Annotated in this window: 21 protein-coding genes and 1 pseudogene; 8 read left to right on the top strand and 14 right to left on the bottom strand. The window is 60.6% G+C overall.

The genetic code is table 11. The annotated features are described in order from the left end of the window. Nucleotides 1-30 precede the first annotated feature (30 nt). Complete coding sequence (locus tag ACJ8HN_RS07350) at nt 31-1335, bottom strand: MFS transporter (protein WP_442523217.1); 1305 nt, start codon at nt 1333-1335, stop codon at nt 31-33. Between the two features lie 207 nt (nt 1336-1542). Further along, entirely contained in the window at nt 1543-3162 is a 1620-nt protein-coding gene (gene pckA, locus ACJ8HN_RS07345; RefSeq protein ID WP_442523216.1) for a phosphoenolpyruvate carboxykinase (ATP), read from the bottom strand. 432 nt (nt 3163-3594) lie between these two features. Between pckA and ACJ8HN_RS07340 the strand changes: the two genes are divergently transcribed. After that, nucleotides 3595-4938, top strand: coding sequence for a 2-hydroxycarboxylate transporter family protein (locus tag ACJ8HN_RS07340; protein WP_049212633.1), 1344 nt, complete (start codon nt 3595-3597; stop codon nt 4936-4938). A gap of 47 nt (nt 4939-4985) precedes the next feature. Continuing rightward, nucleotides 4986-5198 (top strand): annotated as a pseudogene (locus ACJ8HN_RS07335) (M10 family metallopeptidase C-terminal domain-containing protein); the annotation flags it as partial. 273 nt (nt 5199-5471) lie between these two features. On the opposite strand, the gene ACJ8HN_RS07330 reads toward ACJ8HN_RS07335, so the two are convergent. After that, nucleotides 5472-5681, bottom strand: a complete 210-nt coding sequence (locus ACJ8HN_RS07330) for a hypothetical protein (RefSeq protein WP_004931526.1) — start codon at nt 5679-5681, stop codon at nt 5472-5474. A 157-nt stretch (nt 5682-5838) separates the two neighbouring features. Here ACJ8HN_RS07330 and ACJ8HN_RS07325 point away from each other — a divergent pair, with 157 nt between their 5' ends. After that, nucleotides 5839-5991 (top strand): hypothetical protein, encoded by a 153-nt coding sequence (locus ACJ8HN_RS07325; RefSeq protein WP_192832967.1) that lies wholly within the window; start codon nt 5839-5841, stop codon nt 5989-5991. A gap of 38 nt (nt 5992-6029) precedes the next feature. On the opposite strand, the gene yniD is transcribed toward ACJ8HN_RS07325, so the two are convergent. Next, a complete protein-coding gene (gene yniD / locus ACJ8HN_RS07320) occupies nt 6030-6122 on the bottom strand; it encodes a small membrane protein YniD (RefSeq protein WP_223307179.1) in 93 nt (30 codons plus the stop codon). Nucleotides 6123-6460: 338 nt separating this feature from the next. Here yniD and ACJ8HN_RS07315 point away from each other — a divergent pair, with 338 nt between their 5' ends. Beyond that, the gene (locus ACJ8HN_RS07315) at nt 6461-6853 is read left to right on the top strand and encodes an ASCH domain-containing protein (RefSeq protein WP_033638276.1); all 393 of its coding nucleotides are present in this window, start codon (nt 6461-6463) and stop codon (nt 6851-6853) included. A gap of 4 nt (nt 6854-6857) precedes the next feature. Then, on the top strand, nt 6858-7457 hold the full coding sequence (locus tag ACJ8HN_RS07310; RefSeq protein WP_033646337.1) for a hypothetical protein: 600 nt from the start codon (nt 6858-6860) through the stop codon (nt 7455-7457). A gap of 55 nt (nt 7458-7512) precedes the next feature. Here ACJ8HN_RS07310 and ACJ8HN_RS07305 read toward each other — a convergent pair whose 3' ends face one another. From ACJ8HN_RS07305 to yebS, 10 genes are all read right to left on the bottom strand, one after another. Next, nucleotides 7513-7752 carry a DUF1480 family protein gene (locus ACJ8HN_RS07305; RefSeq protein ID WP_004931517.1) on the bottom strand — a complete coding sequence of 80 codons (240 nt, stop codon included), beginning with the start codon at nt 7750-7752 and terminating at the stop codon, nt 7513-7515. A gap of 135 nt (nt 7753-7887) precedes the next feature. Then, the gene (locus ACJ8HN_RS07300) at nt 7888-8823 is read right to left on the bottom strand and encodes a Csu type fimbrial protein (RefSeq protein WP_033638278.1); all 936 of its coding nucleotides are present in this window, start codon (nt 8821-8823) and stop codon (nt 7888-7890) included. A 20-nt stretch (nt 8824-8843) separates the two neighbouring features. Then, nucleotides 8844-11264 (bottom strand): fimbria/pilus outer membrane usher protein, encoded by a 2421-nt coding sequence (locus tag ACJ8HN_RS07295; protein ID WP_172904830.1) that lies wholly within the window; start codon nt 11262-11264, stop codon nt 8844-8846. Between the two features lie 67 nt (nt 11265-11331). Further along, nucleotides 11332-12096 carry a fimbrial biogenesis chaperone gene (locus tag ACJ8HN_RS07290; RefSeq protein ID WP_033653896.1) on the bottom strand — a complete coding sequence of 255 codons (765 nt, stop codon included), beginning with the start codon at nt 12094-12096 and terminating at the stop codon, nt 11332-11334. A gap of 24 nt (nt 12097-12120) precedes the next feature. Then, nucleotides 12121-12669: a Csu type fimbrial protein gene (locus ACJ8HN_RS07285; protein ID WP_086557004.1), complete on the bottom strand. Its 549-nt coding sequence runs from the start codon at nt 12667-12669 to the stop codon at nt 12121-12123. Nucleotides 12670-12674: 5 nt separating this feature from the next. Then, nucleotides 12675-13178, bottom strand: a complete 504-nt coding sequence (locus tag ACJ8HN_RS07280) for a Csu type fimbrial protein (RefSeq protein ID WP_071998115.1) — start codon at nt 13176-13178, stop codon at nt 12675-12677. A 2-nt stretch (nt 13179-13180) separates the two neighbouring features. Continuing rightward, a complete protein-coding gene (locus ACJ8HN_RS07275) occupies nt 13181-13720 on the bottom strand; it encodes a Csu type fimbrial protein (RefSeq protein WP_033638282.1) in 540 nt (179 codons plus the stop codon). A gap of 275 nt (nt 13721-13995) precedes the next feature. After that, nucleotides 13996-15432, bottom strand: a complete 1437-nt coding sequence (gene rsmF, locus ACJ8HN_RS07270; RefSeq protein WP_442523215.1) for a 16S rRNA (cytosine(1407)-C(5))-methyltransferase RsmF — start codon at nt 15430-15432, stop codon at nt 13996-13998. Between the two features lie 102 nt (nt 15433-15534). Then, the gene (locus ACJ8HN_RS07265) at nt 15535-18165 is read right to left on the bottom strand and encodes an MlaD family protein (protein ID WP_442523214.1); all 2631 of its coding nucleotides are present in this window, start codon (nt 18163-18165) and stop codon (nt 15535-15537) included. Continuing rightward, entirely contained in the window at nt 18134-19381 is a 1248-nt protein-coding gene (gene yebS / locus ACJ8HN_RS07260; RefSeq protein ID WP_041037977.1) for a membrane integrity lipid transport subunit YebS, read from the bottom strand. Before yebS ends, ACJ8HN_RS07265 begins: the two co-directional genes overlap by 32 nt. 255 nt (nt 19382-19636) lie before the next feature. On the opposite strand from yebS, the gene ACJ8HN_RS07255 reads away from it, so the two are divergent. From ACJ8HN_RS07255 to prc, 3 genes are all read left to right on the top strand, one after another. Further along, nucleotides 19637-20134: a GAF domain-containing protein gene (locus tag ACJ8HN_RS07255; RefSeq protein WP_079656466.1), complete on the top strand. Its 498-nt coding sequence runs from the start codon at nt 19637-19639 to the stop codon at nt 20132-20134. A 96-nt stretch (nt 20135-20230) separates the two neighbouring features. Then, nucleotides 20231-20941: an RNA chaperone ProQ gene (proQ, locus tag ACJ8HN_RS07250; RefSeq protein ID WP_033638287.1), complete on the top strand. Its 711-nt coding sequence runs from the start codon at nt 20231-20233 to the stop codon at nt 20939-20941. Between the two features lie 19 nt (nt 20942-20960). Then, nucleotides 20961-23009 (top strand): carboxy terminal-processing peptidase, encoded by a 2049-nt coding sequence (gene prc / locus ACJ8HN_RS07245; RefSeq protein WP_033638289.1) that lies wholly within the window; start codon nt 20961-20963, stop codon nt 23007-23009. Nucleotides 23010-23135 lie beyond the last annotated feature (126 nt).

The raw sequence follows: 23135 nt of genomic DNA, 5'->3' as shown, positions 1-23135 counted from the left end.
TGGCAAGGGGGCGATGCGCCCCCCGGAAGATTAACGTTCGTTCAGCGAGCGCAGATGGTCGTCGCGGCGCAGCGTCATCAGCGCAAACAGGCTGACCACCGAGGTGGCGACCACGTAGTAAGCGGGAATGTCGATATTACCGGTCTGTTTGATCAGGCCGGTGATAATCAGCCCGGCCGAACCGGAAAACACCGCATTGGACAGCGAGTAAGCCAGCCCCAAGCCGGTATAGCGCACCCGGGTCGGGAACATCTCAGCCAGCATCGCCGGGCCGGGACCGGCCAGCAGGCCAACCACGGCACCGGCGATCATGACCGCCAGCCCTTTGGCCCACAGTGAACTCTGCGCATCCTGCAACAGGTGCAGCAGTGGGAAAGTGAGCAGGATCACCGCCGCCACCGCCGTCAGCATCACCGTTTTACGCCCCAGTTTGTCGCTGATGATGCCCGCCGGCAGAATGGTCAGGGCGAAGCCGACGTTGGCCAGCACCGTCGCCACCAGCGCCTGCTGGAAGGTGGCGTACAATGAGGTTTGCAAATAGGAAGGCATCACCACCAGGAAGGTATAGCCGGCGGCCGACCAGCCCATCATGCGGCCGATGCCGATCAGTATGGTTTTCACCACGCCGCCCAGCTTCGCTTCCGGCGGCGCGGCGGCGTGTTCCGCATGTTGCTGCGCCTGGGTGAACGTGGGCGTCTCTTCGAGCTTGAGCCGCAGCCACAGCGCCACGGCGCCCATCGGCAGCGCCAGCAGGAAGGGAATACGCCAGCCCCAGTCATGCAGCTGTTGCACGCTGAGCAGCGCGGCCAGCAGCGCCACCAGTCCAGCCCCGGCCAACAGGCCGAGCGCGACGGTCAGCGACTGCCAGGCGCCGAACAGCCCACGCTTGCCCTTCGGGGCGAACTCGGTCATCAGCGACACGGCGCCGCCGAATTCGCCGCCGGCGAACAGCCCCTGAAACATGCGCAGCAGCGTCAGCAACAGCGGGGCGGCGACGCCGATCGAGGCATAGGTTGGCATGACGCCGATCAGCGCGGTGGCCAGCGTCATCAACAGCAGAACCGCAATCAGCGTTGGGCGACGGCCGATGCGATCGCCGATGCGGCCGAATATCACCGCGCCGATCGGCCGACAGAAAAACGCCAGCGCGAAGGCGGCGTAGGTGAGGATCAGGCTGGTGATTTCGTTTTCACCCTGCAGCGTGAAAAAATTGGCGGCGATAACGGTGGCCAGGAACCCGTACACCCCGAACTCATACCATTCGATAAAGTTGCCGACCGAGCCGGCCAGCAACGCCTGACGCGAGCGGCGCGCGTCGAGAGTCTGTTGATTCATCCCCGTTCCCATACTTTTGAATTATTGTTCGTCAGTTCTAAATTTATACGACAAAACAATCAATTGATTTCAGCGGGAACTGTGAGGCGCTCAGCGCATGCTGTCGATACGCCACCATTCGGGGCAAACATCGGCGAACGCAGTGGATGGCGGAAGAGTGAAAACAAAAAAGGGCCGACGAATCGGCCCTTGAGCGGGGGAATGCCGTTACCGTTTAGGCCCGGCGTTCACCAATTTTTCACCCGCCGGGGTGACGGTATATTTGGCGAAGTTATCGATAAAGCGCTGCGCCAAATCCTGCGCTTTCTCCTGCCACAGCGACTCGTCGGCGTAGGTTTTGCGCGGATCGAGGATCGACGGATCGACGCCCGGCAGCGCGGTCGGCACGTCCAGCCCGAAGATCGGCAGCGTGAACGTCTCGGCCTGCTCAATGTCGCCATTCAGAATGGCGTCGATAATGCCGCGCGTATCCTTGATCGAAATACGTTTGCCGCTGCCGTTCCAGCCGGTGTTAACGAGGTAAGCCTGGGCGCCGGCGGCCTCCATGCGTTTCACCAGCACTTCGGCGTACTGCGTCGGGTGCAGCGTCAGGAACGCGGCGCCGAAGCAGGCGGAGAAGGTCGGCGTCGGCGCGGTGATGCCGCGCTCGGTGCCGGCCAGCTTGGCGGTGAAGCCGGACAGGAAATGGTACTGGGTCTGCTCCGGCGTCAGGCGCGATACCGGCGGCAGTACGCCGAAGGCGTCGGCGGTCAGGAAGATGATCTTGCGCGCATGGCCGGCTTTGGACACCGGTTTGACGATGTTCTCGATGTGATAAATCGGATAGGAAACGCGGGTGTTCTCGGTCTTGCTGGCGTCGTCGAAGTCGATGCTGCCGTCGGCCAGCACGGTGACGTTTTCCAGCAGCGCATCGCGGCGGATCGCCTGATAGATTTCCGGCTCCGCCTGCGGCGACAGCTTGATGGTCTTGGCGTAGCAGCCGCCTTCGAAGTTGAACACGCCGTCGTCGTCCCAGCCGTGCTCGTCATCGCCGATCAGCTGGCGCTTCGGATCGGTGGAGAGGGTGGTTTTGCCTGTGCCGGATAGGCCGAAGAACACCGCCACGTCGCCTTGCTCGCCGACGTTGGCCGAGCAGTGCATCGAGGCGATGCCCTTCAGCGGCAGCAGGTAGTTCATGATCGAGAACAGGCCTTTCTTCATCTCGCCACCGTACCAGGTGCCGCCGATCAGCTGCATGCGTTCCGTCAGGTTGAAGGCGACGAAGTTCTCCGAATGCAGCCCTTGCTGCTGCCAGTCCGGGTTGGTGCATTTGGCGCCGTTCAGCACCACGAAGTCCGGCTCGAAGTCCGCCAGTTCGGCGTCGCTCGGGCGAATGAACATGTTTTTCACGAAGTGCGCCTGCCAGGCCACCTCGGTGATGAAGCGCACTTTCAGGCGCGTGTCGGCGTTGGCGCCGCAGAACGCGTCGACCACGAACAGACGCTTGCCGGAGAGCTGGTTGCCCACCAGCGTTTTCAGATGCTGCCAGACCTCCGGGGAGAGCGGCTGGTTGTCGTTCTTGCCGGTGCCGTTGTCCGACCACCAGACGGTATCGCGCGTGGTGTCGTCGCGCACGATGTATTTGTCCTTCGGCGAACGGCCGGTGAACTCACCGGTCGCGACGTTGACCGCGCCGAGTTGGGTGAGGGTGCCGCGTTCCAGCGGCGGCAGGTCGGCGCGGGTCTCTTCGGCGAACAGCAATTCATAGCTGGGGTTATAGACGATGTCGGCGGCCTGATGAATGCCGTAGCGAGCGAGGGTTTGTGGGGTAACAGTGCGTGAAGACATATTCTACTTCCTTATGAGTCATATTATGCCTCTTTCCCGTGCGGTGCCGCGCGCAGGATTAAGGTTCGGATCAAGCTGACCGGATTCAGCTAATGCGTTTCCGGTTCTTTATTAATAAAACAGGGGGCTTTTTCGCCCTCCTATAGCATAGCAGCGAATTTAAGCCTGCTTACTTTAATTACAAAATGCTGACGATAATTAATTAAAACCAACCTTGGCGGAGGGTCACAATATTGAATTTCGCCGGCGTAATTTAGTTTTGCATTTTTATTTTTTATCATATCGTCAGGGCTGTCCACTGTTTTATTTCTTATTAGAAAAAGCGAAATCCACAATAGGATTTTTCGTAATCATTTGTTTTTGCTTGGCTATGGTAGGACTGTTGCGCCAGGTGAATCTAACCGTACTGTACGCTTGTCAGCAGGGTGAATAATGAAACAGATAAATGCAGAACTGGCCTGTGATAAAAATGCGGCATCGTCCGAATCCTCAGGATTAATTAATCAACTTCGTCAAATAGATATCGGTGCGGTGCCGATCGCGTTGTTTATCACGATTTGCGCGATCGTGGCGATTTCCGCCTACGCCAACTTCCTGCCGAAGAATATGATCGGCGGCCTGGCGGTGATAATGACGCTGGGCTTTGCGCTGGCGCAGTTGGGAAAAAGCATTCCCGTGCTGCGCGATATCGGCGGGCCGGCCATTCTGTGTTTGATGGTGCCGTCGGTGTTGGTCTATTTCAATGTCTTCCAGCCTAACGTCATGGGCACCGTTCATCTGCTGATGAAAGACGCCAACCTGCTCTATTTCGTCATCGCCAGTCTGGTGGTCGGCAGCATTCTCGGCATGAACCGGGTGATCCTGATTCAGGGGATGATTCGCATGTTTGTGCCCTTGGTGGTTGGTACGGTGACGGCGGTGATCACCGGGCTGCTGGTGGGCAAGCTGTTCGGCTTTACCTTTTATCACACCTTCTTCTTCATCATCGTGCCGATCATCGGCGGCGGCATCGGCGAGGGGATTTTACCGCTGTCGCTGGCCTATTCGGCGATCCTGGGAGCGACGCCGGACGTCTACGTCGCGCAGCTGGCGCCGGCGGCGGTGCTGGGCAACATCTTCGCCATCGTGACCGCCGGGGTGCTGGCGCGCATCGGCATGCAGCGCAAGGCGCTGAGCGGCGACGGCATGCTGATCCGCTCGGCGCAGGAGAACGCGATGTTCGCCATCAAGGAGCAAAGCGGCAACGTCGATTTCCAACTGATGGGCGGCGGGTTGCTGGTGATCTGCGCCTTCTTTATCGTCGGCGGCCTGTTTGAACACATCGTGCATATTCCCGGCCCGGTGCTGATGATCCTGTTCGCGGTGCTGTGCAAATACTGCCGGGTGATCCCGGCCTCGATGGAGACCGGCGCGCACAGTTTCTACAAGTTCGTCTCCACCGCGCTGGTGTGGCCGCTGATGATCGGTCTGGGCATGCTGTACGTGCCGCTGGAAAGCGTGGTGGCGGTGTTCTCGGTCGGTTATGTGGTGGTCTGCGGTTCGGTGGTGCTGTCGATGGGGCTGGTCAGTTTCATGATTGCGCCTTACCTGAAGATGTTCCCGGTGGAAGCGGCGATCGTCACCTGTTGTCACAGCGGCCTGGGCGGCACCGGTGACGTGGCGATCCTGTCGGCATCGAACCGCATGGGGCTAATGCCGTTCGCCCAAATCGCCACGCGCATCGGCGGCGCTTCCACGGTCATTGGCGCGACGCTGCTGCTCGGTTGGTTAGTCTGAGTCCAGAATTTCTTATGGATAGCCGGGGTTGGATTGCCCCGGTTTTTTATTTCGAGGACAGCCGCACCCACAGCGTGATGAGCTATTTCAGCGAAAGCAACATCGGGCAGGACTTTAAAGGCGCGTACTCATCCGGGCCATTGCTCAACGACATCACGGCGATCCCGCATTTCTACGGCGCCAACATGCACACCCGCATCGGCGATACGATCTACGGTTTCAATTCCAATACCGATCGCGACTTCCTCACCGCCACCGGCGGATTGGATCCGCGACTTCGTGCGCGGTGAAGACAAGAACGATCTGACGCTGTTCAACACCGGCAGCGATTTCCTGGTGAAAGTGGTGGGGCAGCCGCTGGATGCGGGTGATTTCGTGTTGGCGTAATGCAGGCAACAAAAATAGGGCGTTTTGGGCAAAAACCCGACAATTCCTATTAATTCCGTCATATTAGCGTGACATAGTAGCGCGCAGAAGGCCGGGCTTGCATACCTCGGGCTTCTGTCGGATCGCCAACCTTTTCGGTTGGCGATTCATTTTCCGCCTTTCAGCATGTTGATGGCGGCGCCGAGCAGGATGCGCCGTTCGATATCGTTGCTGTCCGCCAACTGCCGCGCCAGATGTTTTTCCAGCGTTTCCACCGACAGCGCTTCGCCGCGATGGCGCAACTGCATCACGCCGTCGCCGATCAGGCGTGCGACCTCATCCCATACGGGTTTAATCTCCTGTTCCGAGAACGTCATGGCCTACCTCGGTTGGTTGATTTTTGCCCAATGTAGCAGCTGAACTGCGGCTTCGCTACCGGCTGCCTAAAACAGGAAGCATAAAAAGCAAGCCATCAGTATTTCTTCTGGTTTTTACGCTCAATACTTGCGGTGTCGAAAAGCAGGAGAAAACATCATGAACTGGGTCGAAACCTTTACGAAGTACTACCGCCTGAGCCGCACGGGTGAAACGCAGCATTGGCTGTGTCGCCGCTGGTTGCCGCAGGGAGAGGCGCGCTTGGCCTATTTGCGGGAGTTGCTGGAGCCGACCGCGCCGCGGCGGCGGTGAGCAGGGCGCCGGCGTTTGGCCGGCGTCGTTTCGCGGGATTAACCGAAGGCTATCGCCGCCCAACGCAACAGCAGCAACGCCAGGCAAATCAGCAGCAGCACCACCACCATTTTACTGAGCTTGGCGCCCATGCGTTTTGTTGCCACGCTGTTTCCCCTTTAGCTGAAATACCATCCACCGGCGAGGATGATGAGGAAAAGCGTCACTAACGCGACGCCGTTGAGTAAATCGCTGAAGGTATCGTCAGCATCGATGTCATTTTGCCGCATGTTGCCGCCTGGCGGTCGCCATTGGGTGAATAATGTTCACAGTATGCGCCCGACAGCGCGACAGGCACAGCGAAGAACGGTAAAAACGCGTAAAGGCGGCGGTGGCGGAACGCGCAGTCGCGCTTGCGACGGATGCAGACGGCCGGCAATACGTTGTACTATCCTGTCTGCATTGATGCATTTTTCCTAAAGGTATAATCATGGCGACGGCAATTCCACAGAAATACGAGCACCTTGAGCGCTGGGCGTTCGGCGATACCGAGCAGCAGGCCGATGAAGTGGTGCAATTGATCCTCAATGGCACCAAAACGGCCACCTGTTCCAACCTCGACGGCGAGGGGATCCCGCAGGCCGGCGATCGGTTCCTGGTGGTGGACGGCAAGGGTGAGCCGGTCTGCGCGGTCGAGCTGACCGCGGTGGAAATGAAAACTTACGATCAGGTTGATGAAGCGCACGCCTTTGCCGAAGGCGAGGGCGATCGCTCGCTGGCGCACTGGCGCAAAGAGCTGCAGCGCTTCTTTGAAGAGTACGATCTGTTCTCGCCGGACATGACGCTGGTGCTGATGAATTTCAAAGTCGTCGACAAATTCTAATCTTATGCGCGCCGTTCCCTACGAGTGCCAGTGGGCCAGCCCGGAACTGGCCGCCGATCTGATCGCCGGCCGCGCGACGCTGGCGCAAGACGAAAATTGGGCGCGCAGCGGCGCCCGCGATCGGGCGGAGTACGTCGAGTGGGCCAATCACGTGTGCGGCATGGCCTGTCTGAAAATGGTGCTGGGCCACCGCGACGGCGAAGCGCCGCCGCTGCTGGAGCTGGCGCGGCGCAGCCTGCCTTACGGCGCCTATGTGCGCGAAGGGGAGCGGATAAAGGGGCTGATTTACGCGCCGTTCGTCGAGTTCGTACGCGAGCAGTTCGCGCTGCAAGCGGAGGTGAAGGTGGGGCTGGAGGCCGCTGACGTGCCGGCGCTGCTTCAAGAATGCCGTTACTTTATCGCCTCGGTGCATCCCTCCATTCGCCGGCCGGAGAGCATACCGCCGCAGCGGGGCGGGCATCTGGTGCTGATCACCGCCGCCGATGCGCAAAGCGTGACCTTCCACAATCCTTCGGGCGACAGCCCGGCGACGCGCGAGCGGGTGCACCTGCCGCTCAGCCGCTTCACCCCTTTCTTTGCCGGCCGCGGCATCGCCATCGCGTAAAAAAACGCGCTGTTTCCGATGAAAACAGCGCGTCGTCAGCAGTTCTGATGCATTTTCATGCCAGCCGCATCACCCAGGCGTCCGCCTGCCGATCGTAGTGCTGCTTGTACAGCAGTGACTGTTTGCCGTCGAGGATCGCCGGAATGCTGGTGTGTTCATCCCAACCGTCCAGCTGCATGCACAGATCCGGATCGGACTTGCAGGGAATGCTCAGGGTGCCGGCGCGGTCGGCGCCGGCGTGAAGATGCGCGTCATCGACCTCGAAGCTGCCAATTTTTACGACGGTTTTGCTCATGGGAACTCCTTGCTCAATGGTGTGGTAGGAGGTTAGACCAGTGCGGCCATCGGTAAGAGCATAGCCAAATGAGCAAAAAATGCCACATAAAAATTACATTTTGGAAACAATTTCCACGGCGGCAAAGCACCGCGCCTAGTACTCCACCACAAAACTGAGATTGTCTTGATAGCTACCGACCGCCACTTCCGTCTGCGCCGCATTGACCGCCGCCTTATACGGGATGCTTTGCGCCAGCCCGGTGCCGGCGCCGCTCTGTTTGTTGGTGCTATCCCAAACGGTCGTCGTATTGGGCAAGTAAATCTGATACTGCATGAAATTGCTGGTGCCGCTTTTCATACGCCGCCAACCGGAGACCGGGTTATTGCCGTTGGTGAAATAGGTGTTGTATCCCTCGGTTTTGGTGCAGGTCAGGGTGATGCTCTGATTGACAGGATTGAACTGCCCGACCAACGCCATGCTGCCGAAGTTGACGTTGGGCGCGGTGCCGATCAGGCAGTCTTTGGTGATGGCGACGCTGACGCTGACCGTGCTGGCCTTGTTGACGCCGTCCCACCAGATGCACAGGCCGAGCACGCCGAGGCCGCAGATATGGTAGTTCCAGATCAGGTTGATGGTGTCGGTATAGGTGCCCGAACGCACGTTGGCGCCGGCGGTGGTTTTGATATACAGCGGAAAGTTGACGTTGGAAGAGATCAGGATCAGCGACAGCAGGTTCAGCGAGCTGTAGTCAATGGTCTGCCCGATGCTGTAGGGATATTGATAGTTGGCGTCGGGATAGATCAGGTAGGCGATTTTATCGCCGGAACCGTCGGTGTTGGCGACCGCCATGCCGTTGGTGGTTGACGCAACCTTGACCGTGACGGTGTTCTGCGACAGCAGCGATAGCCCGAGGCCGGTGCAGTTGAGGCCGGCGGTGCCCTGGGCGTTGATCTGCCCGTTGTAGACCACGAAAGAGCTGCTTCCCGGTAAGGTGACGGTGCCGTTGGTGGTGGCGCAGTCGGCGAATGCGCGCTGACAGAACAGCAGCGAGAGGGTTAACAATAAGAAGGCTTTCAATCCCCGAAACATAGTGACTCTCCGTCGTTGAATTAGCGGCAGACAACCGGGCCGACGCGCTGGATGCCCTGAGGCTTCGCCAGGCTGAATTCCGCCTGACACGGCGGGCCGCCGTCGGCCGGGATCACGCTCAGCCGATTGTGCTGTTGCACCGGGTCGATATAGGTCATGCCATCCCAACCGACATAGCTTTGCTGATTGCCGCCAACCACCGCCACCTGGCTGCCATTGGCCAACGGTTTGCCTTGCTCGTCAACCAGTTCGACGTCGGCGGCGGAGATGGGTTGGATGGGGAACTCAACCAGAAAACCGCTGTGATCGCGAATGGCGACGGTTTTCTCCACCGTCGGCAGCGCGACGTCGGCGGGCAGGTTGAGCGGATCAATCTGGAATTTCGCATGGTAGTAAGAGGTGACGGTCGGCACCAGTAAATAGCCCTGGGCGTCGGTCTTGCCGATCGGCTGGTTCTCATAGCTCACCGGAATGTCGGCGTATCCTTGCGTGGACACCAGCGCAAAGGCATCGTTGATGGTGTTGGTGGCGTACACGCCGCCGTTCATCGCCACCAGCGAACCGCTGATTTCTCCCCAGTGGTTGGTTTCATCGCGGGTGCCGTATACGCCCGCTCGGGCTTCGAGTCTGCGGGTGCGCCAGGTCAGATCGGCCTGGCGGTAATCGCCGCCGCTCGGGTTATTGGCGTAGGCCAGATTCCAGCCGAAACCGCCATCGGTCGGCGCGGCGCGGCTGTAGCTGACGCGTTCGCTCCAGCGGTTGTTGTTGTCGCGCGCGGCGCTGAAGCTGGCGGTACCCCAACTGTCGAACGGAATGGAGAGCTGCAGCTGGGCACTGTAACCGCTGCTGCCGATTTCCCGGTTCAGCGAGGCGTACAGGCTGCTGTTGCGCCAAAGCGATACGCTGTAGGACAGGTTCACCAGGCGGGTTCGCTGAGCGATGGCGTCGCGGACGTCAAAATAACCGGCGCCGAGGCTGCCGAGCCGGCCCAGGCTGACGCTGCCGGTCAACTGATCGGTGCGGCGGCTCAGGCGGTAGTCGTTTTTATACACGGAAATGTCGCCAAAATCGGCGCTGCGCAGGATGCGTTGGGCGTTGAGGCTGAAACGTTGGTTGCTGTAGGTGTAACCAAAGCTGCTCTGATCGCCGTGGTTGCCGGTGTAGCGATAGACGGGCTGGGGATCCGGCTGTTGCAACGGCCTGCCGGTCAGCGGATCGTAATAGGTGGGGGATTGTATCGCCCGTCCGCCGTTAAACGCTTCATCACCGGCCTGGCTGACGCTGTAGGACGCGTTGAGAACCCCCCATTGCCCGACGCGAAGGTCGGCGCCGGCGCCGCCAACCGCCAACTCGGCTGCGCCTTCGGCGCGTCCTTCCAGGGTTAACCAATCAGTGACGCCGTAACGTAAGCTGGCGCTGCCTACCCATTGCCCGTAATCGGCAGAATTCAACCCGTAGTTGCGCCGCAGCAAACCGGTGGAAATGCTGAAATCGCTCATGCCGGTCTGCAGCAGGTTGCTGGCCACGTAGAACGGCACCGTGGTGCTGACCTGGCGGCCGAGGGCGTCAGTGGTGACGACGGTGGCCTGACCCGCGCCGTTAATGTAGGGCACGCTGTTGAGGGTGAACGGCCCGGGATTGATGTTGGTGGTGCTGTTTTTATAGCTGTTGATGTATAAATCGACGCTGCTGGGCAATGCCGCCTGGCCGGAAAATTGCGGCAGCGGATAGGTGATAAGATCCGGGCGCACCGCGAAATTGCGCGCCAATTGCAAGCCGCCGATGCGCACGGCGCTGCTCCAGGGGAGCGAGCCGGTGGTAAGGTCACCGGCGATCACACTCAGCATCCGCTGGTCGTCGTTGAAACGCCAGTAGCTGTCGTATCGAATATAGCGCCCGCCATCGTCGTTCGGCCCGCCGTTAAACCCGCTGCGGTAGATGCCGGTGTTGGCGATGACGCCGAACCCGTCGAACAGCCGCTGTTCGCTCCACGCCGACAGGTAGCCCGGCCGGCCATTGCCGTTGCTTTGGCTGGCATAGATATCGTAGTTGAACAGCAAACCCAGGCTGCTTTGCGCCGGCAAGCGCTGCAACGGTGAATGGGCGCCGATGGTTTGCTGCGGCAACCAGTCGTTGGGCACGTTGATCAGCAACTGCTGGCTCTCGCCGCTGTAGCTGACATCCACCTTCTCCAGCCGATCGACGGCGATCTCTTTCGCCTGCTTATCCGCTACCGGCAGCCCGGCGTCGAGCAGTTGCTGGGGCGTCATGTAGTAATGGCCGCCGCGGTAGTTGACCGGCACGACGTTGCCGGTTTGGCGCCCGTTGACGACCGGCTCCAGATACAGCGTGGTGTCCGGCATGCTGACGGCGCTGGGCGGCGGCGGCAGATCGTCGCCGAGCGCAAACGGCAGCCAGCCGCCGGCCGCCATGCTCAGCATGGCAAACGCCAGCGGCTTAAGGCTGAAACGCCGCGTCGATAGCCTCCCTGTCGGCTGCACCTGGGCCTCAATAAGACGGAATGGCTACGGGCTGTTTGTTGTCATTGACCGTGGCCATCAGTTTGCCGCTGCTGAAACCGCCGGCGGGCGGCAAGGCGAAGCGCATTTGCGAACCGGGCAGCACGTATCCCATCAGGCCGGGATTCAGGCTGCGGCCTTGCAGCGTCACTTTCGACATGCGGGCATGCACTGCGCCTTGATTTCGCACCTCCAGCCAGCGTTCGCTGCTTTGCTGCTGTAGACGATAGCTGAGCTGAGGTTGGCTGGCGGTCGCGTAATCGCGCGGTTTTTCGCTGTCCTGTTTGGTCCAAATGCCCTTACCGCTGACGAACAGCGGCACCGAGTAGCGCATCTGGAATTTCAGCCCCATCTCCGCACCGCCGGGAGCGGCGCCCGACGACTGTTCTTTCACCGGCACTTCATCGACCAAAATGCGGTAGGCGCGCTCCTGTCCCGCCGCCGGGGCCGACTGTTTGATCAGGCGTATCAGCTGGCGTTTGCCTGGCGCGATCGACGCCACCGGCGGGCTGGCGATCACGTCGCTTTGGTTGCTGTAATCGTCTTTGCCGGCGGTTTGCCGCCAACCCAACACGCGAATTTGCATATAGACCGGTTTGCTGTCGCGATTTTCCAGCCACAGCGCGGTGGCCTGTTGTTGATCTTCAATCACCGGATCGATTGGCCAAATGAGAATGGAGGCCGCGGCCAGGGCGTGCTGCTGGCTTGCCAGGAGCAGGGCTGCCGTTAACGGCAGGCGGAAGGGTATGCGCATAACTCATCCTTATTGCAAAAAAACTTAATAAGTGACCGTCAACAAGACCGTATCGCTGTAAACGCCACTGGTGGGCAGGGTACTGGTCGAAAACAGACGGGCGTAAACCTTGATTTCTTGCGTGCTGCCGGTGGCGGCGACGGTCTGCGCCGCGCCGCCGTTGGCGCCATCCCCCCAAAGGGTGGCGTAGTTGCTGTCTTGATAAAGTTGATACAGCAGCGTTTCCGACGTGGCGGCGTTTTGTAATTTTCTGCCGCCGGCGATGGATCCGGTCACATGATTGCCGACGCCGAGGGCCAGCGTAACGCTCAGCCCCGGGTTGCAGCGAAACAGCACCGAACCGGCGCCGCTGCTGGAGACGACGCTGACCGCGTTGCTCAGTGAGGACAGTTGGCCGAAGTTCAGGGTGCCGAAGGTGGTCACGTCGCTGACGCCGCTGCCCAATACGCAGCCTTTTACCACGGTTGCATTGACGGTGAACGGCTGGCTTTTGGTCAAGTCGTTGACGCCGGTATCGCTTTGAGCCGGGGAAAGCGGCAGGCAGAACAGCAAACCGCAAATGGAAGCGCGCATCGTCATTACCAATTGATCGTGACCTGTACCGTGTCGGTGTAGCTGCCTGTCGGGGGCGTGGACTGCGCCGGAATCATGCCATAGACCGGCAGCCAGTTGTCCGAACCGTTGGCGGTTTGTGACACGCCCGTCAGATTGTCCCAAATGGTGCTGTGGGCGGCGTTGGTGTACAGGTTGTAATTCACCCGTTGGCCGGCCGCGCTTTGCAGGTAGCGGGCCGCGGTATTGCCGCTTTGCCCGCCGCCAAGCAGAACGCTGTAGCTGGTGCCGTTGGTGCATTTCACCCGAATGGCGCCGGCGTTTTGCTGCCCGGCGACGCTGGTGGCGGTGCTGAGAAAATACAGCGTGCCGAAATTCAGCGTGCCGAAGCTGACGTTGCCGCCTGAGCTGCTGCCGGCTTCACAGGCGCTGAGCAAGGTCGCGCTGACGCCGAGGGTCGCCGTTTTACTGTCGGCCTGCGCCAACAGGCTGCACGCCCATAATCCTCCGCAGCAAAGTGCGAGCCGCACCGTTACCAGGTAACCGTCATCGTGACGGTGTCGTTATAGGTGTCCGCCGCTGGGGTAGAACCGGCCGCCGGCACGCGGCCATACACGATCAGCGGAACGGCGGCGCCGGTGCCGGTGCCGGTCAGCGCGTTGGCGCCGCTGCCCCAGGCGGTGGTGCGCGCGGCATCCTGGTAAAGGTTATAGCTGATGAATGCGCCTGCCGTGCTGGCCATGCGGCGTTGGGTGCCTGACGTGACGTGGAGCCCGTTGTCCAGCGCCACCGTGTAGTCTGTGCCGGTGGTGCAGGTCAATGACAGCGTACCGGCCCCCCCTGCGCCGGTGGCGCTGGCGTCGATGATGTTGGCCAGTGAAGAGTAAGTGCCGAAGCTGATGGAGCCGAAGTCGTTGACGGAACCGCTGCTGTTGCCGCCACCCACGACGCAACCGGCGCCGATGGTCAGCGTCACGCCTAGCGTGCCTTGAATGGTGCCTGCTGCGTTAGCCGCGCCGTTGGCGCACAGCAGGGTTGCTACCGAGGTCAATGCCATCAGAGTTTTTTTCATCTTATATTCCTTGCCGTATGAGAGAAAGCCCGCAAAGACGCCACCCAGAGGTGGGTTGAACGTATTCATTTAGCTGCACTTTAATTAATAGAATAAGAATCGGGAATTGTCTTGATGAAAGCGAGAAACTTTTTTATTCCCATCCCCCGGCTGACGGGGCTTACAGGTGAGGTATACCGATAAATTGAAATGATTAGAATAATAACGAACGGTGATGGGAATATTATTAGCGTTATTTTATCGCCGGGGCGTTTAATTCCCCGGCGCGGTATCGTTTACAGGTGGAAATCCAGCGCGCCGTCGCGCACCAGCTCGCGCGGCAGGTTGTTCTTGATACGGCTGCCGATGCGCTTGGCGATGCCCAGCGGCTGCCCCTGGTAGGTGACGATGCATTCATCGCCCGCCGGCGGCAGTTCCGGGTAGAGATCGCGGCCGTGATACCACTCCTGCGCCAGCGCGGCGTCCAGCTCGAAATGCGCTTTGCCGCCGGTGCCGGCCAGCGCGATCGCCGCCTCGTGCTGCCAGCGGAAACCTTTAGGGAAACGCTCCGCCAGTTTGAGGCCGATGCGCGAGAAGCGAACCTTGCCGAACAGCGGTTCCAGCTCGGCCGGGAACAGCCAGATCTCTTTGTCGCGCTCCCACAGCCGGCCGTCATCGCCCCAGGTTAAGCCGGATGCGGCGGCGGCTTGGGCGACCTGCGCCGCTTCTTTGCCGGACAGCGGGCTGAACGGGAATTTACCGACTTTGTAGGTCGGCTTTGGCAACGGCGCCACGGCGCGCCGTTTGCGCAGGCGGGCGACGAAAAAGCCTTCGCTGTCGTAAATCTGCGGGAAGACGTGCAGGAAACCTTCGGCGGTCAGCGCCTTGTCGGCGCCGGGGAACAGCTCGCCCAGCGGCTCGATGCTGACCGCGTCGCCGTAGGTGTCCAGCAGCCAGCGCACCACCTGCTGATTTTCCTGCGCATTGAGGGTGCAGGTGGAGTAAACCATCACGCCGCCCGGCGCCAGCGCATGAAACGCGCTGTCGATCAGCTCGCGCTGGGTGGCGGCGATCTCGGCCACGCTCTGTGGCGACCAGTTGCTCATGGCGTCCGGATCCTTGCGCACCACGCCTTCGCCGGAGCAGGGGGCGTCGAGCAGAATGGCGTCGAAGCTCTCCGGCAGCGCGGCGCCGAACACCCGGCCGTCGAAGTGGGTCAGCGCGGTGTTCTTCACGCCGCAGCGGCTGATATTGGCGTGCAGCACTTTCACCCGGCTGGCGGAGTATTCGTTGGCGACGATCCCGCCCTGATTGCCCATCAGCGCGGCGATCTGGGTGGTTTTGGATCCCGGCGCCGCCGCCACGTCCAGCACCCGAGTCGGCGCCGCGCCGCCCGCGAACAGCGCGCTGACCGGCAGCATCGAACTGGCTTCCTGAATGTAGAACAGGCCGCTCAGGTGTTCGGCGGCGCTGCCCAGGCGCAGCTCTTCATCGTCGCGCTCGATCCAGAACCCTTCCGCGCACCAGGGAATGGGCTCCAGTCGCCAGTCGTAACCCTGCACCAGCGCCAGGAAGTCGGCGACGCTGATTTTCAGCGTATTGACGCGCAGGCTGCGGCGCAGCGGGCGCTGGCAGGCGGCGATAAAATCGTCCATCGCCAGCTCGGCGGGCATGATGGCGCGGGTGGCGTCAAGGAAAGCGGGGGGCAGAAAAACGGCGGTGGATTTGGCCACGGGGCGAACTCTCAGGGTGCAATAAAGATAAGGGCGAGAGTTTATCACAAAGCGGAAAAAAACAGGGCCTGGCGATGCCAGGCCCTGAGGAAAATGCGAAATTTAATCGCGCGGAATGGCGGTGCCCCAGGTTTTCCAGTCCTTAGGCTCTTCCGGATTCAGCAGGAAGTGTTTGTTCGGCGTGGCTTTCGGCGCCAGCGGAATGGTCGGCGGCGTGGCGAAGGCGATACCGCCGCGGATGAACTGCTGGAAGGTGCCGCTCTTGATCACGCCGCCGGTCAGGCCGAACTGCAGGTTGTAACCCGAAGCCAGCCAGAACACGCTGTTGTTGCGCACCAGATGCTGATATTTCTTGCTGATGCGCAGCGCGACGTGCACCCGATCGGACATGGCGCCAAGGTAGAAGCCGGTGATGGTGCCGACCTCTACGCCGCGGAACAGCACCGGCGTGCCGATCTGCAGCGAGCCGGTTTCGGCGGCGTCGAGCACTACGCTCAGGCCGTCGAGATAGCGCGAGTCGGTGATGCTGGCCTGCTGCAGCTCGAAGGTGCGCAGCTCGCGGCCGCGCCCCGGCTCCACGTTGATATAAGGCTGGAGCAGGGTATCGAGATTGCTGACGCCGGCGGCGGAGATCTCCGGCGAAACGATTGAGAAGCGGCTGCCCAGGCGCGCGAAAGTGTGCACATATTCCGGATACAGCACCGCTTTGGCCAACACTTCATTGCGCTCCGGCGCCAGCTGCAGCGACTCCACCTGGCCGACGTCGATACCGAGGTAGCGCAGCGGCATGCCCGCCGACAGCTTGCTGGCGTCGTAGGTTCGCAGCATGATTTGGCTGCCCACCGCGCGGGCGGCGGTTTCGCTGGCGTACAGCACGCGGTTGGCGCCCTTGTTGAGCGTCACGCCCTGCAGGTTGTCGAAGCTGATGGCGCCTTTCAGCGCGCGGTTAAGCGGCGAAGCCTGCACCGTCAGCCCGCTGCCGTTGAGCTGCACCTTGGCGCCGCCTTCGGCCCAAAAGATGCTTTCGCGGGTCAGCAGCTTGCGGTATTCCGGGCTGATGTAGACGTCAACCTCAAACTCGTTGGCCTTCGGCCGAACGTTGACGATCTCGCCCACCTGGAATTTGCGGTACAGCACCACCGAACCGGCCTGCACGTCCGGCAGGCTGGTGGCGCTGAGGGTCAGGGTGGTGGAAGGGGCGTTGCCGACGATGCCTTCCTCGGCTTTTTCGCTGTTGGCGTACAGCGGGTATTGGCCGCCCGGTTCCCCCTTGCTGCCGGGAATAATGCGCACGCCGCCGTCCACCCATTCCTGGGCGCTGGCGCCGAGCACTTCCATGCCGTCGATGCCCAGCCTGACGTCGAGCCGGCTGTTGACCACGAATTTGCTGTCTTTGTGCAGCAGGCCGCGATACTGCGCGTCGATGGCGGCGGTGAACACCACGCCGCCGGCGGTCAGGGTGCGGCTCAGGATCTGGCCGACTTTCACGCCGTGCACCACCAGCGGTTGCCCGACGTCGATGCCGTAGCTTTGCGGCGCATTCAGCGTGACGGTCAGCACGCCAGGCTGCTGCAACAGCGTTTCGCTGCTGTCCAGCACGTTGAAGCGCTGCTGCGGCTCACCTTCGCCCGGCACCAACTCCAGCGTGGTGCCGGTCAGCAGTTGGCTGAGCTTGGCGTCGTTGAGGCTGATGCGCGGGCTGCGCATCACGATGCGGGTGCCGCTGCGCATCAGATCGACCACCGAAGGATCGATGGTCAGTTCACCGACCACTTTGCTGTCCTGTTGCAACGTCAGCTTGGTCAGGGTGCCGACCTGCAGCCCCTGGTACATCAGCGGCGTGCGGTTTTCACTCAGGCTGTTGCCGTTCGGCAGATCCAGCAGGATATTGACGCCGCGCTGGCTGTGGGCCAGATCCGGATACAGGGTATAGCTCTGATCGCCCTTGGCCTGCTGGCCATCGGCCGGCGAATCGAAGGCGATGGCGCCGTTGACCAGCGCCGCCAGGCTCTCCATTTGCACCGTCGCGCCGGACAGGCTGAAATCGCCCTTGAAACCGGAGACATTCCAGAAGCGGCTGTTGCTCTTCACCAGGTTGGCGAAACGGCGGTCGATCAGTACGTCGATGGTCACGCCCTTGTTGCCTTCGCTGATGGTGTAGTCATACACCTTGCCGACCGGGATTTTACGGTAGTAGACCAGCGAGCCGCTGTTGAGCGAGCCGAGATCGTCGGCGTGCAGGTGGATCATCAGCTCGCCGGTGTTCAGGCGGTATTTCGGCTGGGTATCGAGCGCGGTGAAGTGAGTTTGCTCCTTGCCGCTGCCGGGCATCATGCCGATATAGTTGCCGCCGACCAGCGCATCGAGCCCGGAGACCCCGGCCAGCGAGGCTTTGGGCGTCACCAGCCAGAACTGAGTGCCTTCGCGCAGCGAGTCTTCCAGATCGCTTTTGATGCTGGCCTCCACCACGATGCTGCGCAAATCTTTGCTCAGGCTGATTTTCTGCACCGTGCCGACCTCTACGCCCTGATAGCGCACCGGCGTGCGGCCGGCGACGATGCCCGCCGCCGATTGGAAATCGATGGTGACGGTGGTGCCGCGCTCCTGGAAATTGTTATAGACCAGCCACCCGGCGATCAGCAGGGCGATGAACGGCAGTAACCAGAACGGTGAAATGCGGCGCTTGTTCTTGACCCGCGCTTCAGTCGGTGTAGTCGGCGTTTCCTGTTGCATGTGCATCCCAAATCAATCGGCTATCCAGCCACTCAACGGCAAGAATAGTCAAAATGACCGCCGAGCCAAAGTAAAACGCGGCCGGTCCCATAGTAAAAGATAACAGCTGGTCGCGGTTTACCAGCGACATCATCAAGGCGATAACGAACAGATCGAGCATCGACCAGCGGCCGATCCAGGCGACCAGACGCAGCAGACGAATGCGCGTCTTCAGGCTGTGCGAGGTTTTGAAGTGAATGCTGAACAACAGCGTGATCAGCACGATCACTTTGGTAAAGGGCACCAGCACGCTGGCGATGAACACAATGGCGGCGATCGGCACGTTGCCGGAGGTGGCCAGCGAGACCACGCCGGAGAATATGGTGTCTTCGAGGCGCACGCCGTTGGCGTAAATGATGGAAATCGGCAGCAGGTTGGCCGGTATCAACAGGATCATCGCCGCGATCAGCGCCGCCCAGGTTTTCTGCAGGCTGTAAGGCTGGCGGTGGCACATCGGCACGTGGCAGCGCGGGCAGCGGCCGCGCGCGTCGGGGTAGCCGGTATAGTGGCAGGACAGGCAAATGTGCAGCGCCGCCGGCGGGCCTTTCGGCTGTTCCTGCGGATAGTAACGCTCCCACAGCTGCTCCAGGTTGGCGTGGATCAGCGTCAGGATGCTGAGCAGGGTGAGCGACAGGTAGGCGATCAGCGCGCTGCCCGCCTGGATGTCGGCGTAATCCTGCACCTTGATCGCCGCCACCGCCATGCCGATCAGATAGATGTCCAGCATCACCCACTCTTTCAGCCGCTCCAGCATCAGCAGCACCGGCCGCAGGTTCATGCCGAGCGCGTGGCCGAAGCGCAGGTACAGCAACGACAGCGCCAGCGTCAGCGGGGCGCCGATGGTGCAGAACGCCACCATGCTGGCGGTAAGCGGGTCGCCCTGACGGCTCATCTGCCAGATGCCTTCCAGCAAACTGGCGTCGATGCGCGTGCCGAGCAGGCGGATGCTGATCAGCGGTTCGGTGAAGGCGAACGGCATCAGTAGCAGCATGGCGATCGCCATGGCGGTCAGGCGCGTCATCGACCAGTCGCGGCCGTTCACCACCTTGGCGTTGCAGCGCGGGCAATAGGCGGCCTGGTTGCCGCTGAGCGGCGGCAGCACGAACAGCAGATCGCACTCGCAGCAGCGCTGGTGGCGCCCTTTGGAAAGGGGGGCGGTGATCGCGTGTATTTTCATCTTTGACAAGTCGCTGCCCTTGAGCCCGCCGGAACTGTCAGCGTAGCTGAAAAATAAACCGGCCGCGTCACTGGCGATCGGGCGCCGGACGGTAAAACGAGGTAAACCGGGATTCTGAGCGGCAAACATACCCCGAGCGACAGGGTTTTGTGAAGCAGCAGATGATTAACCTTGTGGCTATACGCATTTAATGCTTATTTTATAGGGCCTAAGCTTTGGGCTTATGGCCATCTTCACTGTTTCAATGGTTATCACATGACAAAAGAACAATTCTACGCGGAATTAAAACGTGACCTGAGCGCGTTGCTCGGCGGGGAAACCAACTTTATCGCGGCGTTGTCCAACGCCAGCGCGTTGCTCAACGAGCGTCTGAATGACGTGAACTGGGTCGGTTTCTATCTGATGGATGGCGGCCAACTGGTGCTGGGGCCGTTCCAGGGCAAGATCGCCTGCGTGCGTATTCCGGTGGGCAAGGGCGTGTGCGGCACGGCGGTGGCGGAAAATCGCGTGCAGCGCGTCGGCGACGTGCATGCGTTCCCGGGCCATATCGCCTGCGATGCGGCCAGCAACGCGGAAATCGTGCTGCCGCTGGCGGTTGGCGGCCGAGCGATCGGCGTTTTGGATATCGACAGCACGGTTTATCAACGCTTCGACGAACAGGACGAAGCGGGCTTGAAAGCCGTGGTGGCGGGGCTTTGTGAGCAACTGGAACAGTGCGACAGTGCGAAATATGTGACTGTGGCGGCAAGTTGATCGACGGTTAACGTGGCAATTACCGATGGCGTCATTATAATGACGCCTGTTCATGCCTGTGGCTTGTTGGCAATACCGTTGTAATCAGGAAATTTCATGGAAAATCAACCTAAGTTGAACTCTAGTAAAGAAGTCATTGCTTTTCTTGCCGAGCGTTTTCCGCTCTGCTTTAGCGCCGAAGGCGAAGCTCGTCCGCTGAAAATCGGTATTTTTCAGGATTTGGTAGAGCGCGTGCAGGGGGAAGAGAATCTCAGCAAAACGCAATTGCGTTCTGCCCTGCGCCTGTACACCTCAAGCTGGCGTTACCTGTACGGCGTCAAAGTCGGCGCGCAGCGCGTCGATCTGGACGGCAATCCGTGCGGTGAACTGGAGCAGCAGCATGTCGATCATGCTCGCCAGCAGCTTGAAGAAGCCAAAGCGCGCGTTCAGGCACAGCGTGCCGAACAAAACGCCAAAAAACGTGAAGCCGCCGGTGAATCCGCCGATGCCGCGCCACGCCGTCCGCGCCCAGCCGGTAAAAAGCCCGCTGCACGTCGCGAAGGCGGAGCCGCGCCGGAGAACCGCAAGCCGCGCCCACAAACTCGCCCACAGCCAGCTCGTCAACCTCGTGCAGCAAAAGAGGAAAACCAGCCGCGTTATGCGCCAGTCACGGATATCTCTAAACTGCAAATTGGCCAGGAAATCAAAGTCAGAGCAGGCAAGAGCGCGATGGATGCTACCGTACTCGAAATCGCTAAAGATGGCGTACGTGTGCAGCTCTCTTCCGGTCTGGCGATGATTGTGCGCGCAGAACACTTGCAGTTCTGATACGGAGGCCAACCCAGGCATGAACAAATTCGTCAGATTAACAGCGATTGCAGGGCTGCTGTGGGCGGGTGTCAGTTACGGCGCGGAAACAGCCAACATCCGCATCGGCCAACTGCCTCAACTGCAACAGGAACCTCAGCACGCTACGGTGAGTGAGCGCGTCACCTCGCGCTTCACTCGCTCTCATTACCGCCAGTTCGCCCTCGACGCGGAGTTTTCAGGCAAGATCTTCGATCGCTACCTGAACATGCTGGACTACAGCCATAACGTGTTGCTGGCCTCCGACGTGGCGCAGTTCGCCGGCAAACGCAATCAGGTGGGCGAAGAGCTGAAAACCGGCAAGCTGGACACCTTCTACGCGCTGTTCAATCTGGCGCAGAAACGCCGCTTTGAGCGTTACACCTATGCGTTGTCGTTGCTGGACAAGCCGATGAACTTCACCGGCAACGGCACTATCGATCTCGACCGCAGCAAAGCGCCGTGGCCGAAAGACAAGGCCGAGCTGGATAGCCTGTGGGATGCGAAAGTCACCTATGACGAGCTGAACCTCAAGCTGACCGGCAAGACCGACAAAGAAATCCGCGACACGCTGACCAAGCGCTATCAGTTCGCCATCAAGCGCCTGACGCAAAGCAACAGCGAAGACGTCTTCCAGCTGGCGATGAATGCCTTTGCGCATGAAATCGACCCGCACACCAACTATCTGTCTCCGCGCAACACCGAGCAGTTCAACACCGAAATGAGCCTGTCGCTGGAAGGCATTGGCGCGGTGCTGCAGATGGATGACGACTACACCCTGATCAACTCGATGGTGCCGGGCGGCCCGGCGGCGAAGAGCAAGGCGATCACCGTGGGCGATCGCATCGTCGGCGTCGGCCAGGCCGGCAAACCGATGGTGGACGTGATCGGCTGGCGCCTGGACGACGTGGTGTCATTGATCAAAGGGCCGAAAGGCAGCAAGGTGCGCCTGGAGATCCTGCCGGCAGGCAAGGGCACCAAAACCCGCGTGGTCACCCTGACCCGCGAGCGCATCCGCCTGGAAGACCGCGCGGTGAAAATGACCATCAAGACCGTCGGCAAAGAGAAGGTGGCGGTGTTCGACATCCCCGGCTTCTACGTCGGCCTGACCGATGACGTGAAAGTGCAGCTGCAGAAGATGGCCAAGCAGAACGTCAAGAGCGTGATCATCGATCTGCGCACCAACGGCGGCGGCGCGCTGACCGAAGCGGTGTCGCTGTCCGGCCTGTTCATTCCGAGCGGCCCGGTGGTGCAGGTGCGCGACAACAACGGCAAAGTGCGTGAAGACGCCGACACCGACGGCGTGACCTACTACAAAGGCCCGCTGGTGGTGCTGGTCGATCGTTTCAGCGCCTCCGCCTCCGAGATCTTCGCGGCGGCGATGCAGGATTACGGCCGTGCGCTGATCGTCGGCGAGCCGACCTTCGGTAAAGGCACCGTGCAGCAGTACCGTTCGCTGAACCGCATCTACGATCAGATGCTGCGCCCTGAGTGGCCGGCGCTGGGGTCGGTGCAGTACACCATTCAGAAGTTCTACCGCGTCAACGGCGGCAGCACCCAGCGCAAAGGGGTGACCCCGGACATCCTGATGCCGACCGGCGTCGATCCGGCGGAAACCGGCGAAGCGTTTGAAGACAACGCCATGCCGTGGGACAGCATCAATGCGGCGACCTACAGCAAGACCGGCGATATGGCGCCGTTCGAGCCGGAGCTGCTGAAAGATCACCAGCAGCGCATCGCGCAGAATCCGGAGTTCCAGTACATCGCGCAGGATATCGCGCATTACAAGGCGCTGAAGGATAAACGCAACATCGTGTCCCTCAATCTGGCGGTGCGCGAGAAAGAGAACCACGACGACGATGCGACCCGTCTGAAACGCATCAACGAGCGCCTGGAACGTGCGGGCAAGAAGCCGCTGAAATCGCTCGACGATTTGCCGAAGGATTACCAGGAACCGGATCCGTACCTGGATGAAACCGTGCATATCGCGCTGGAGCTGGCTCATCTGGAAAAAGATCGGCCCGCTCAGCAGCCAACGCCGGCCAAATAAGGCCGCGTCCGGCAGGATGAAAAACGCACCCTCGGGTGCGTTTTTTTATAGTGACGCGAAGGCCTGCTTCCCTGCAGGGGAATGGGGGCGGGCTTATGCGTCGCCTGACAAATTTATGGTAAAAAA

Source organism: Serratia sp. CY29653 (genome assembly GCF_052169255.1).
Classification (GTDB): Bacteria; Pseudomonadota; Gammaproteobacteria; order Enterobacterales; family Enterobacteriaceae; genus Serratia; species Serratia sarumanii.
This window is presented reverse-complemented; position numbering and strand designations above follow the sequence as displayed.